General features: G+C 43.5%; 9 protein-coding genes and 3 pseudogenes. 9 read left to right on the top strand and 3 right to left on the bottom strand.

The annotated features are described in order from the left end of the window. Positions 1-14: 14 nt before the first annotated feature. From KZ483_RS14270 to KZ483_RS14255, 5 genes and pseudogenes are all read left to right on the top strand, one after another. Positions 15-1,171, top strand: a protein-coding gene (locus KZ483_RS14270) for an IS3 family transposase (protein ID WP_258881243.1) whose coding sequence is annotated in 2 segments (ribosomal slippage) — positions 15-273 and positions 273-1,171 — 1,158 coding nt in all. Because the reading frame shifts where the segments join, the coding sequence is not laid out codon by codon here. Positions 1,172-1,282: 111 nt separating this feature from the next. Beyond that, positions 1,283-2,179, top strand: a complete 897-nt coding sequence (locus KZ483_RS14265) for a hypothetical protein (RefSeq protein ID WP_220347979.1) — start codon at positions 1,283-1,285, stop codon at positions 2,177-2,179. A 182-nt stretch (positions 2,180-2,361) separates the two neighbouring features. After that, positions 2,362-3,210 carry a copper amine oxidase N-terminal domain-containing protein gene (locus KZ483_RS14260; RefSeq protein ID WP_220347978.1) on the top strand — a complete coding sequence of 283 codons (849 nt, stop codon included), beginning with the start codon at positions 2,362-2,364 and terminating at the stop codon, positions 3,208-3,210. Between the two features lie 130 nt (positions 3,211-3,340). Further along, positions 3,341-3,827, top strand: a pseudogene (locus KZ483_RS28540) (hypothetical protein). Positions 3,828-3,930: 103 nt separating this feature from the next. Then, positions 3,931-4,383, top strand: a complete 453-nt coding sequence (locus tag KZ483_RS14255) for a hypothetical protein (RefSeq protein WP_220347977.1) — start codon at positions 3,931-3,933, stop codon at positions 4,381-4,383. Between the two features lie 356 nt (positions 4,384-4,739). Here KZ483_RS14255 and KZ483_RS14250 read toward each other — a convergent pair. Then, positions 4,740-6,005: pseudogene (locus tag KZ483_RS14250) on the bottom strand (IS110 family transposase). A 223-nt stretch (positions 6,006-6,228) separates the two neighbouring features. Between KZ483_RS14250 and lepB the strand changes: the two are divergent. The 4 genes and pseudogenes from lepB to KZ483_RS14235 all read left to right on the top strand — a co-directional run. Next, positions 6,229-6,813 (top strand): signal peptidase I, encoded by a 585-nt coding sequence (gene lepB, locus KZ483_RS14245; RefSeq protein WP_220347976.1) that lies wholly within the window; start codon positions 6,229-6,231, stop codon positions 6,811-6,813. Between the two features lie 622 nt (positions 6,814-7,435). Further along, a complete protein-coding gene (locus KZ483_RS28535) occupies positions 7,436-8,059 on the top strand; it encodes a hypothetical protein (RefSeq protein WP_258881242.1) in 624 nt (207 codons plus the stop codon). Next, positions 8,052-8,654, top strand: coding sequence for a tyrosine-type recombinase/integrase (locus KZ483_RS28530; protein WP_258881241.1), 603 nt, complete (start codon positions 8,052-8,054; stop codon positions 8,652-8,654). Before KZ483_RS28535 ends, KZ483_RS28530 begins: the two co-directional genes overlap by 8 nt. A gap of 46 nt (positions 8,655-8,700) precedes the next feature. Further along, positions 8,701-9,861, top strand: a pseudogene (locus KZ483_RS14235) (IS110 family transposase); the annotation flags it as partial. 514 nt (positions 9,862-10,375) lie between these two features. Here KZ483_RS14235 and metE read toward each other — a convergent pair. Further along, entirely contained in the window at positions 10,376-12,664 is a 2,289-nt protein-coding gene (metE, locus tag KZ483_RS14230; protein ID WP_220347975.1) for a 5-methyltetrahydropteroyltriglutamate--homocysteine S-methyltransferase, read from the bottom strand. A 109-nt stretch (positions 12,665-12,773) separates the two neighbouring features. After that, positions 12,774-13,676 carry a LysR family transcriptional regulator gene (locus KZ483_RS14225; protein ID WP_220347974.1) on the bottom strand — a complete coding sequence of 301 codons (903 nt, stop codon included), beginning with the start codon at positions 13,674-13,676 and terminating at the stop codon, positions 12,774-12,776. Between the last annotated feature and the right edge of the window lie 4 nt (positions 13,677-13,680).

Here is a 13,680-nt window from a genome sequence, read left to right as displayed (position 1 = left end):
TCGAGGTGTCGAACATGACGAAAAAATACGATAGAGACTTCAAGATACAAACGATCCGAATGATCCAAGAGGAAGGGAAGCCGGTGGCGCAGGTAGCCCGCGAGCTCGGCATCAGTGAGAATACCCTGTATCGCTGGATGTCAGAATTTAAACAGGAAGGCAAACAGGCCTTTCCTGGGAGTGGAAATCTAAAGCCCGATGAGAAAGCAGCGCGTGAACTTCAGAAGCGTATTCGCGACCTGGAAGAGGAAAACGAGATCTTAAAAAAGGCTATGCACTACTTTGCAAAAGACCGGCGCTGATCTATTCCTTCATTCATGATCATCGCTTCAAGCTCCGTGTCGCAAAGATGTGTGCTCAATTTGACGTTTCTCGAAGCGGCTACTATGCATGGCAGAAAAATAAAGACAAGCAAACCAAGCGGAGTACACGTCGAAAAAAGTTGGAGCAGTGCATCCGCCAGGTTTTCTTAAACTCCCGCCGTCTGTACGGTAGCCGGAAGATCAAGGAGTCGCTGGAACAGCAAGGTGTTCATGTATCAGGAAAGACGGTTGCGCGGATCATGAAGGAACTGGGCTTGAAATCCCGGACCGTTAAGAAATACAAAGCAACGACCAACTCCAAGCACAATCTCCCGGTTCAAGACAATGTGTTGGACCGACAGTTTTCTGCAGATGCCCCCAATAGTAAATGGGTGGCCGATATTACCTATGTCCCGACAAGCGAGGGCTGGCTTTATCTGGCCAGTATTATGGATTTATACAGCCGAAAGATCGTCGGATTCCACATGGATGATCGCATGACCAAGGACCTTGTCCTAAAAGCGCTTGACCGGGCCTATAGCCTTCAGAGAACTAACGGTCCCGTCCTGCATCATTCTGATCGCGGCAGCCAGTATGCTTCGCTTGACTATCAAGCGCGACTGGATAAATACCAGATGCAAGGCAGTATGAGCCGCAAGGGTAACTGCTATGACAATGCGTGCATCGAATCCTTCCACAGTGTGCTAAAGAAAGAACTCATTTACTTGGAGAAATTCAAGACTCGCTCGCAAGCCAAAAAAGCAATTTTTGAGTATATTACATGCTTCTACAACGGAAAACGAATCCATTCATCCATCGGCTACAAAACACCTAACCAGCACGAACGTCAGTACCGATCTGCAGCGTAATCCTCTCGATTCTATGTGTCCATTCTATTGACAGCGGTGCATACAGTAACTTTTTATAAATGTGTGTTTTTAATACTCTCGGGAAAAGATGATGGGTAGGAGGTGCAATACATGCACAATAAGCAAGTAGACAGGTTTTTAGGCGGCTGGGAAGTCGATTTCAATGATCATGAATCTGCAACATCGTTCCTTCTCACGCATGGGGTAGACGAAGAAGCATTTGATTTTTTCTGCACAGCTCAAAGAGGACTAAGATTGACAATTGAAAATAATAAGTGTTGTGAATTGTATGAAAGATGTTTAACGGCTGATGGTGAGTTTGAAGAAGAACTACTACAGCAGGATAGCTTTGATTTACCCATTAGGGATTGGGAGGATCATGCGATTTTTTTTCTGGAGAAAGATGCTGAAGGCCTACATGTGATTGGCGGGAGAAAACCCGAGGAGTTTATTTTGCCAGAAACCCAAGATGTTAAAAACCAATTTCATTTTATAGGTACACTTGATGCACGAGATCCTTTCTTTCAGTGGCTTAACCTTCCAAAGTTGCATATTGCCTTTCCACTGCATCAATTTGGTAGTCGTTTATTTCTCGATTATTCGGATCCCAATAAACCGATTATTCTAAACCCAGATACTTTTAATTATCAATTACCGTCTGATGTTGATCCGTTCCCCGATGAATTGGATTTTCCTGATTCTGATTATTCCTATCCAATTCATTTTCTTGAAAAGAGGTACAGATCCACCTCACATATTGATATGGAGAGATTTATGGAAACAAGTGATTTGATGTTATGCGGCGTTCCACTATGGTATCAGGCGCCAAATATTCCTATATGTCCGAAAACTGGTGAAAGGATGAAGTTTGTCTGCACCATTAATTCCGATTCGGAAATAAAGACCACTTTAAGTGATTATGATTTTCTTAATTTCGGGGATTGTGGTCACTTATTTGTTTTCTTTCACCCGAAATCTAAGATTCTACATCTTGAAGCCCAATGGTAATTTTTTAATGCTCTAACGGTTACAAGAACGCGGCGATGGATCGGATCCATCGCTTTTTCTGCGTTACTTAGCTGATCGCTCAACTAACTGGCAGGAAAGCGCAACAAATTTTATCCAGTTACGTCTTAATATGGTGGAGAGTTACTGTGCACTAAGTTTAACCAAAAAAGGAGCTATAATTTATGAAAAAAGCATTCTTTGGGGTTTTTCTTGCAATCTTTCTATTTATTTCATCGTCAACTACTTATGCAGCAGAAATTCAAATCAAAGTTGACGGTGTTGCTATTGCATCCGATGTGAAGCCCGAAATTAAGAACAAACGTACAATGGTACCTTTACGTGTTATTAGTGAAAATTTGGGGGCTAGCGTCGAATGGTCCAATTCCGAGGTTATTCTCGCTAAAAGCGATATGAAAGTATTCTTAAAACTGAACAGTAGTACAGCGGTGAAGAACGGGGAAAAGATGCTGCTTGATGTAAAACCATACATGAAAAATAATCGCATATTTGTTCCACTTCGTTTTATTGCAGAGACGTTTGGATGCAATGTTAATTACAGCAACTTTACAGTGATTGTCGATACTGAACCATTGTTCATAGACGGAGTACAAGTAAAAGCATTGCAACAAGAATACCATATGACTATGGGCGGCGTAGTTCAGCAAATTAATGGAAATGCATATAACGAAACAATTTATAATATTTTTGTAGAAAACAAAGGTGAAAAGGTAGAAGAACCTGCAAACTACTCTTGGAGCCCCACTATTGACACACTTGGGTCTTATTATAAAAATGCACAATATGATTTTCTAGACCAAAAAGGGAACAGCTTAGTTCGTTTTGATGTATATTCTTTACTTCGTTCTTTTCCATCTGAACTTTTAACAGGATACCCAGAGATTTTGATTCATGACGTATCTAAAGATGAGTGGTATTTGTTTAGCGATACTGCAAGACAATCCATTGATCTGTTAATATATACCGCTGCAAAGAACGGTTTTCTGACGATTATAAGTAATACAGTTGTATAAAGTGATTTTTTTATTCCACTAACGGGACACGATAGTGAAATGATTACAATAGGAGCAGGCGTGGTAGTGACCTGCTCTTCATCGTTGAAGTAACTGGCAGGATTACGCAATATTGGAGGTGGAAGGGAAAATGGATGTGAACTCAATTATAATCCAAAATTCCATTGTAAATTCACGTTCAAACATACCACGATATGTCGTGGGCATTGACGGTTTAAGTCGTTCAGGGAAAACAACATTGGCTGGTACGAATACTATTACCTTCAATGGGATGTTAACTGGCTTAAGAAAATTTATTTGAAAAATTGAGAACTTCCAATGAAATTCACCTTCCATTTTTCGACGCTGAACTGGATAATCATAGCGTACATAACATAACCATTTCAGATTCATGTATTATTCTTATAGATGGGATTTTTCTTCAACGCAAAGAATGGAAAGGATTTTTCGACTATTTGGTTTATTTAGATTGTCCGAGAGAGATAAGGTTTCAACGAGAAAGTCAGGCTACTCAAAGGAATTTTGAAAAGTTTACAAATAGGTATTGGAAAGCAGAAGACTTTTATATTGATATAGAAAAGCCAAACGAGAGGGTCGACCTGGTTCTAAAAAATTGATTGAACTTACGGAAACGATAGCTCAACGAACAAGAATAAAGGCTGCCAATCGCCAGCCTTCTCTTGACTAACGGGTACACAAAAGGCTGATTAGCTCAAATAGGTGGTGTTAATTTTGCACATAGTAAGATACTTAATTTTATGGATATCTTTTATCATTTTGTTCAGCCTTGCTGCATTGGGCTTGGAACTAATAGAAGGATATAAAATCACCACAAGCGAATATTATGGTCTTCGTAATATAGGTTTTATTTTTATCACGATGATGTTTCTTATTGCATCTGTATTCTATCCTGTTATTTTAATACCGTTATCTATCGTTATTAGCAAAATCGTGACCGTTGCGCTTGGTCGGGTGCTACTGTATTCCATACTGGGGGGAATAGGAGGAATCTTCATATTCCATAAGTTTTACAGTGATCACTTTATTCAGGAATACGATCTGAATATTAGCAGCTCCATTTTAATCTTCGGAGCTGTTGGCTTCATGTATGCCCTGATAGATAATTATCTCCAACGTCGGCCGTCTCCATTACGCTCCCTCGATATGATTTGATTTTCTCACGCAAGCTCGTGTATTCGCAGGATTTCATCCCTTTTAGATTCGGTGATGAATGAAGAGAGCCAGGGCTTGCTATTTTTGACCCGTTAGAAGGTGTGCGGGAACAGAGGTGGGGGTAGCCTCACCCAATTCGTTCCATATGCTGCACGTATTCTCCACGGTTCCCTTAGCGATTATCGCTCCCATGTCGGGGCGGGTCATAGCCCTTTCATTCCTTCGTTACACCTATCTAAGGGGTGGAGGTCGGTCTTTCTAACGGAACGGGTCTGAGCCCTTTTGCGTAACATATCCCGATACTCCGTGCTTTCTTTGTAATCCCGCGAATGCACCAACTTGCGTGAGTGTTGTTTTTAAGCTGCCTGTATAAAGACTTTACCTGGGTTGTAAGCTTCCTCACTACGTGCCAAACCGACTAAAAGGCGGGCCAGCTTTCCACATAATTTCATGATTGATTTCATTTTTTTAAGCTTTTTAACCTGTACGTTATGTTTATGCAAAGCCTTAAATTCTTTGTTGGTCATAACCATGCACATCGTGATTAGGTAGAGGAAGTGCCGAAGGCGTGGGCGGCCTCGTTTACTGAGCGTCATCTGGCCTTTCCATTTCCCTGAGCTGGCCTCGGTTAGATTAAGGCCTGCGTGACGGAGTAGTGTATTCCCATGAACATAACCGCTGAGATCACCTGACTCCCCCAAAACGCCAGCTAAAGAAGTAGCACTCACACCCGTAATAGCAAGGATTTTGCTCGCATAGGGAATACGCCCAAGAACGTCCCTGGCTTCAGCCTCGATTCTCTGAAGCTGTGTATTTGCTAAATCATACTCTTCAAGAAGATGCTCAAGATGGAGCTTGTAAGCGAGAGTTGCCTGCCTAGAACCAACGGTTCGCTTGGCAAGATCGATGAGCAACTTAGCCCTACGCACACCTGAATGGCGTTTCATGGACTTTTTCCATCCCGCAATTACATCAGAAGGCTCTAATTGACATAGATCGGCGGGGAGAGGAAACAACCGAAGAGTTGTCAATGCACCTTTGCAAGTCAAGATTTTAAAGACTTGTCTAAGTTCAGGGAATACAATGTCGACTTAGGCGGTGGATCTGATTCACAGCACTAACAAGCCGTTTAACAACAGTTTCTCTGTTTGCCATAAGGACTCGCAGCTCTTCGTATTCTGTGGAATGGAAACGGACAGGGGAATAATAGCCGTTTTTCACCATGTCTGCAATGACAAGCGCATCCTTTTTGTCGCTTTTAGATCGAGTATTATCGCGGTTTTCTTTATTCTTTTTGACTAGGTGAGGATTAACGAGTACGGCCTCGATCTCTTTGTCCTGAAGCCAATGGGCGAGGCTGAGCCAGTAGTGTCCTGTCGGCTCCATACCGACAATTATTTTGGTTAGCTTGTACGACGCCAGCAAGTCGCGGATCCAGCGATTAAGAGATTGGAACCCGACTTCATCATTACTAAATTCCAATGGATTACCCAGGGCAATACCGCGGAAATTACAGCTCTAGCAACGTGGGTCTCCTGCGCGATATCTACACCGATGACAAGGTGACCAGCGGTAATGTTTTCAATGAGTTGATTTTGCTTATCTTGTGCCTTAAACTTCATAGTAGAGTGACCTCCTGATGTGGGATTTTAAGGGCTGTAGACCCGTTGTGTACTCCCATCGTACAGGGGCGCTCTTTTTTATTCAAACTCCAAATTATTCGTTCCACAGGAATTCTAACGGAAACGATAGTTGAATAACCCGCCAAGGGCTACCGAATAACGGGAAATCAGCATTGATTCCAAAATTAGAACACGTAGCCGCAAGAAAGGAGTGAAGATGATCTTGAGACGAAAGATAATGGTTCTTTTAATGCTATTCATTGCCTTGATTTTGAGCGGTTGTACCGAAACCGTCACTGACACCGTGACAGTAGATAAAATAAAGGTGATTGAGAATCCTGACCCATCGTTAAAGAAGGTAAAGGTAAGAACAGACGGAATGTTATCAGAAGTTGGTTATAGTCACCCACATCCTTTTGGCATGGGCAACGAAGTGTTAGTAGACTTGAAATACTATGAGCAACATGACATTTCCCGCGGGGATATTGTAGTGTTCAAAACAAAAAACAAAAAAGAACAAGACACAGATATTGCAAGAGTCGTGGGGCTCCCTGGTGAAACGGTGCGCATTAAAAAGGGCCAAGTCTATATTAATGATAACAAACTGGACGTGTTTTATGGCAATGATTCTACCTCTGACAACAGTGATTCATGGAACGCTGTAGCGTTGAAAGAAAACGAGTACTTTATCTTGGCGGATGTTCGTTGGAGAGGATTCAATGACAGTCAAACGGCGGGAGCTTTTTTAAAACAAGATGTCTTAGGAAAAGTCGTGGGATATGAAAAACCTGGTATTAATCAGAAATAGAATAAAAATTAACTTATGCAGGAGTGAGGAATAATCATTCCACCTTTAAGCTACCATGAAAGAACGGATTAACTTTCATGCTCTGTGGTGCAGCATAAGAGATGCATGGATGGCTAACGGGTACGATAGTGAGGAGCTTGCTTGTCGTGACGTTTAATGGTTAAATCGGTTATTGGAGGTGTATAAAATGGTAAGGGGATTGATATTATTCATTGGTTTATATTTTCTTCTTTTTTTAGGGACCAGGATTTGGGGTTTGGTTACAAAGAGATATCAAAGATTAGTTTGAAAAGGAACTAGTGGAAATTTTTAACCAGCTTCCAAAACAGCAGGAGTGCTGCGGCAGAAGTGAGAAAGCATTTATGTATAGAAGTTCTTGTCGTTTTTGTATAGAAGTTCTTGTCGTCCGACATTGGAACGCTACTGAATACGTTTGAGGGATTCAATCGATTTATAGACATATGTACAAAATACAATGTAATATCAATTGTTAAGTTTCGTTGACGAGCCTATGATTCTACTGTATTTTCATATAGTGTTACACATCATATGTGGACATCCGTTTCAGGGAACGGAAATGTCCGCTTTTTTGTGAGGATGAAGGTGGGGAGGAGGGAAGGAAATGGCTTCATTTTTCCATGTATACTGTCCGGAGGGAGTGAGCAGCAAATACCGTCTCATTGTATTTGACGATTCGAAGGAGGCATTCATTCCTCTGACGGAGTTTTATCACGATCAGGTCAACAGGATCAGTGAGAGCTCCGTTATCGCTTATTTAAACGTCCTGGAACCGTTCTTTTATTGGTTAAAGTACCAAAGTCGCTACAAGGCAAGAAAGGTCTGGTGGGATGACGAATCGGAAGCCGTTAAGGAGGCAGTCAGGCAGTATTTGTTAGACCAGATGCACTGTAAGATCCGCGGCAGAGACGGGCATGAGGGCGTTTATTTGACGAGCAAAAGCTCCAAAACAGTTCAACTGTTCCTGTCCGCCATTAAAGGGTTTTATAAGACCATGATCCGCTTAAAGAAGTATTCCCACGCCAATCCACTAATCGATTTAGAATTCAAAGAAAGTGTTTCTGAGCAGCCGGGGGAAAGGGGGAACAGACCAAGGATGCCCAAGGCAGCCGGTACCGAAGAGCCGCTCTCCTATAGGAAACAAACGGATTCCTACTTTAAAATTATCAATGAAGAATGGGTCCCTGAGATCATTGGGGACTGGGATCTGCCTTATCGCTATGCATGAATTAGCCGCGACGAACAAAGGCAGCTTTAAACGGCGAATTAAGTTCATTCGAATTTCTCCGGAGACACTGAAATTACTGATCAAATATGTGAACTCGGAGCGACGTCAATTCGCAAGCACACAAGTAAAGTTCAACGACTTGCCTGACGGCGAACCTTTATTTTTGTCGACCAGAGGCACTCCATACACTTACTCAGCGTTTTATTCGAATTGGACCACGATCACCAAGAACTCCGGACTCAAACTAAACCCGCATAAAGCAAGGCACTGGTTTGTGACCTCGATGCTGCGCGGCATTTATGAACAATCGGAAACGGCAGCCCAAATCGAAGACAAGAAGAAGCAGCTAATTGAGTACATGAAATGGCGAGACCCAGATACATTAACCGTGTATGAACATTATTACGATGAGGAGAAGTTCCGAGACTTGCATGAGAAGCTTCAGGAGAGCTATATGAAGCGTGAGAAAGAGTACTTCAAATCAGCCAAGTCGCGCTCACCGATCGCGAAGCCGATACATACGGTTTTCGAGTTGGAGAACTCCGAAGAGAAACAAGACTGGTTAAATGAGTTTTATGAGGGGATGGAAACGTAGTGTCAACAGCTGTGCGTTTACTAGAAAAAGTACAAGATAAACCTTTAATTTTCGGGGAATCGTGGTCGGTAATCCCCTATCCTTCTCAAACGATGAAGAGGGTTTTAATAGCCTTCTTCGGTGGATCCAGTCGCTGCAATCCGCTCACGCTTTAACAGCAGCCATTGTCGGTATGGAGCCTACCGGACACTACTGGCTTAACCTCTCCAGGTGGCTCTCAAATCGTCAGTTTGAAGTTGTTCTAGTCAATCCACATCTCGTGAAAAAGAACAAGGAAAATCGCGACAATACGCCATCCAAGAGTGACAAAAAGGATGCCCTGGTCATCGCAGATATGGTCAAAAACGGCTACTACTCGTTCACTCGCAACACACCAGAAGCATTCGATGAACTACGTGTTTTTCTCTCAAACCGCGACTCTGTCGTTACGAGACTCGTTAGTGCCAAGAACCAAATTCATCGCTGGGTCGACGTTGTTTTTCCTGAGCTGCGACAAGTTTTCAAAAACATCATGTGTGCCGGTTCATTGGCCACTCTTCGTCTTTTCCCAACGCCCGAAGAATTGTGTAAATTACAGCCTCAAGACGTTTTACAACGTTGGAAATCGATTATGAAACGGCATTCTGGTGAGCGAAAAGCTCGAGCTCTTATCTCATTGGCTTACAAATCTGTGGGTTCTAAGCAAGCCACACATGCCTACAAGCTTCACTTGAAGCAGCTGCTCGATGAGTACGACCTTGCTTGGCGGCAATTGCAAACAGTAGAAACGGAGATAATCGCTGTTTTGGATCGCATTCCATTTGCGAAATCCATGCTTGCTGTCAAAGGGATAAGTGCGATTTCGTTAGCTGGTATTCTAGGTGAGGCGGGGGATTTAAGCGGCTTTGTTCACGGTAATGCCTTACTGCGTCATGCTGGTCTCAACCTTGCAGAAGCAAGCTCAGGTAAATGGACCGGACAGATGAAGATTATCAAACGTGGACGCTCTCGTCTCCGACGTTTCATCTTCATGATGACCATGAGTTTAGTTGCTAATAATTCGGAGTTTAAAGCCATCCATGCATACAATGTACAGACAAAGAAGATGAAGAAAATGAGGTCCATTATGAAGCTGTGTGGCAAATTAGCCAGAATCTTAGTTGGAATGGCTCGCAGCGGCGAAGCTTACAACGCTCCAAAAACGATGCCAATCCAGCTAGCTGCTTAACCTATACTTACCGTTTCGTTGTACGAGTTTTGGCTTATTCGCGGGATTTCAAAGAAAGCACGGGGTACCGGATGAATTGAACCAAAGGGCACCGACCCGTAACGATAGCAAGACCGGCCTCCACCCCTTGGACAGGTGTAACGAAGGAATGAAAGGGCGTAGACCCGTTGAGACATGGGAGTGAAAACCTCCAGGGGCGGCGTGGAGAATGAGGGAGCTCAATTACGCAGACCACAACGTCGAGACGAAACAAAATTATAGCAAGATTCACACAAAACAACCTCCAATCAAATGATTTGATTGGGGGTTGTTTTGTCGGACTTTAGTACTTATTATTTTGATCATCATATAATGTGTAACAATATATAAAAAACCAATGGCCGAAAGGGATTAAATCGGTTTTTATACATTTGTACAAAATACGGGTTTTGTGAAATTGTCATGATGAATAACTGAAAAAAGCCGCGGCGCCGCGGCTTAGTTATCTTTTATAGATCTTTACTTTATCGATCACTTAAACCTTTAAGGAATGCTTTGCGCGCGCAATCTGCGTGGCTTCGACCATGTTGCGCAAGGATTCTACCGTTTCCTGATATCCGCGCGTTTTAAGTCCGCAATCCGGATTGATCCAGAATAGTTTCGGATCAAGCACTCGCAAAGCGCGTTCGATCATACTGGTCATTTCCTCTACACGCGGAATACGTGGACTGTGTATGTCGTATACACCTAATCCAATGCCTAGTTTGTATGTGTTCAGCTCAAAGCTATGAATCAGCTCGCCATGACTGCGCGATGTCTCAATCGAAATCACATCCGCATCCATTTCTTCGATCGAATCAATCATGTCATGGAACTCACAATAACACATATGCGTGTGAATTTGAGTCGTATCCCGAACCGTACATGTGGTCATGCGGAACGCTTTCACAGCCCAAGCCAGGTAATTCGCTTGATCTTCTTCCTTAAGCGGAAGTCCCTCGCGAACAGCGGGCTCATCTACCTGTATCATGCCAATGCCCGCCTCCTCTAGCGCCTCTACCTCTTGTCTTAGCGCATATGCCAGTTGATAGGCAATTTGTTCGCGCGAGATATCCTCGCGGACGAATGACCAGTTCATTATTGTAATTGGGCCGGTCAGCATGCCTTTAACGGGACGTTCAGTCTTCGATTGGGCATATTTCGTTTCCTCGACAGTCATCGCCTCTTCAAACGCCACATCTCCGAAGATAATTGGCGGTTTTACGCAGCGAGAACCATAAGACTGCACCCAGCCGAACTGTGTGAAAGCGAAGCCCGCCAGCTTCTCACCAAAGAACTCGACCATGTCAGTTCTTTCAAATTCCCCATGTACGAGAACATCCAGCCCGATTTCTTCCTGCAGTTTAATCCAGATGTCGATTTGTTCCCGGATGAAATCCGCATACTGCTCATTGTCCCAATCACCCTTGCGCCACAATTGACGCGCTTTGCGCACCTCTGCTGATTGTGGAAAGCTGCCAATCGTCGTCGTTGGAAAAATCGGCAATTGCCATCTTTTCTGTTGAGCAAGATGACGCTCCGAAAAAGGAACACTGCGTTTTGGCTGCTGTCCACTGATGTCCGCGACGGCATGCTGAATTTCTTTACGATTCCGCTCGCTTGAATGCTCGAGCGCCTGTAGAACACGGTCGCATTCTTCTAGCTCAGCTGTAACTCCAGTTCCGCCCGAAGAGACTGCTTTTGCCAGAAGGACAAGTTCGCCCAGCTTCTCATCGGCAAATGCAAGGGCATTCCTCAATTCACTTAAGAGCTTCGTCTCATTTCTTACAGTGACCGGAACATGCAGCAAGCTGCATGACGACTGCACAATTAGCCGGTCGTTTGTAACGAATTCGGAGAGCGCTTCTATTACTTTCAGTTTCTCGCGCAATGAAGCCTTCCATATACCACGTCCGTCAATGATCCCTGCACCCAGAATCTTGTCCGATGGAAAACCAACCTCTTTAATTGACGAGATATTACCAGAGAAGCCATGTACGAAGTCAAGCCCTATACCTGTTACAGGCAGTGAGACAATTTCTTTGTAGTAAGCAACCGACTCAAAATAGGTTTGCAGCATGATATTAAGGTTCGGTACTGCTGCTGCAAACGTCTCATAGATTGACTTCAAATGCTGCACATCATCTGCGCTTAACTTCGTTACGAGAATCGGCTCGTCTATTTGTACCCATTGAACACCTTCTGCCTCAAGCTCCTGCAGCAGCTGTACATAAAGCGGCAGCAATTTCCCGAGCCACGAGTCTGTCTCCGATTTACTGTATCCTTTTGATAGCTTCAGGAAGGTCAAAGGCCCGACGATAACCGGCTTACCCTCGATCCCGAGCTTCTCCTTCGCTTCCCGGTACGCTAGCAGGGGTTTATTCTCGGTAAGCGCCGGCGATACTCCTTCCAGCTCTGGTACGATATAGTGATAGTTCGTATTGAACCACTTGGTCATTTCGCTTGCTGCAGCATCCTTCGTACCACGGGCTATACCGTAATAAACAGACAATGGTACGACGCCGCCCTCATAAGAAAAGCGTTTTGGAATAATTCCGAACATTGTCGCTGTATCAAGAACATGATCATAATAGCTGAAATCATTAACCGGGATCAAGTCGACTCCCTTCTCCTGCTGCTTGCGCAAATGATTCAATCGAATCTCCTGCAGCTCACGATGAAATTCCGATTCTTCGAGCTTGCCGGACCAGAACGCTTCAAGTGCTCTCTTCCATTCTCTATCTTCACCAATACGCGGATATCCCAAAACACTGCTTTTTATCATCTTGTAAGCTCCTCTACACATTGTTACAAGAAAGATATCACGGTTTCGCAGATATAGTGTAACTGAAATAAACTATAGCTAGTTATAGCTTTTTGCTATATCAAAACATTTATCGGGAGATTGCCTCCACCAGCGCTTCTATATAGGCCGCTCCGAGCTTGGAAAGCGAAGCATTTTTATGAGAAATCCAACCGACATTGATCGTTTCCTCACAATCCAAAGGTACGGGAATAATTTCATTACCGTTCAAATCGGCGCTTAGCACCCCTGTCGATATGGTATATCCATTAAGTCCAATCAATAAATTGAAAAGCGTCGCACGGTCATTCACACGAATGCTCTTCTTATGTGACATCGTGCTAAGAATCTCTTCTGAAAAATGAAAAGAATTATACTCCCCTTGATCAAAGGACAGATACGGGTAGTTCTGAAGCTGGTCAATCGTCACGATGGATTGCTTGGCCAGCGGGTTTTTAATACTGATGAAAATATGCGGCTTTGCCGTGAATAAGCTGTTGAATTGCAAACCTGCGGTTTTGAGCAGCTTGTCGATGACTTTCCTGTTAAACTCATTAAGATATAAGATCCCTATTTCACTGCGTAAACCTTTGACATCTTCGATAATTTCATAGGTTTTGGTCTCTCGTAAAGTTAACTCATATTCATCCTGGCCATACTCCCGAACCAGAGTAACAAATGCATTCACCGCGAAAGCATAATGCTGAGTAGATACCGAAAAATGCTGCGGGGAAGGCTTAGCATTCAGGTATCGGCTTTCCAACAATTCCGCCTGCTCGACTACCTGCCTGGCATAGCTTAAGAATTCAACACCTTCCTTGGAAAGTGAGATCCCTTTATTGGATCTTTCAAAAATCTCAAACTGCATTTCTTCTTCCAGATCCTTAATCGCATTTGAAAGACTTGGCTGAGAAATAAACAATCGCTTGGCAGCTTCATTAATGGAGCCCCGGACCGCGACCTCAATTACGTACTTTAATTGTTGTAGAGTCAATGAA

The organism is Paenibacillus sp. sptzw28 (assembly GCF_019550795.1).
Classification (GTDB): Bacteria; Bacillota; Bacilli; order Paenibacillales; family Paenibacillaceae; genus Paenibacillus_Z.
Note: the sequence above shows the minus strand (reverse complement) of the source record. Positions and strands in the feature narration are given on the sequence as shown.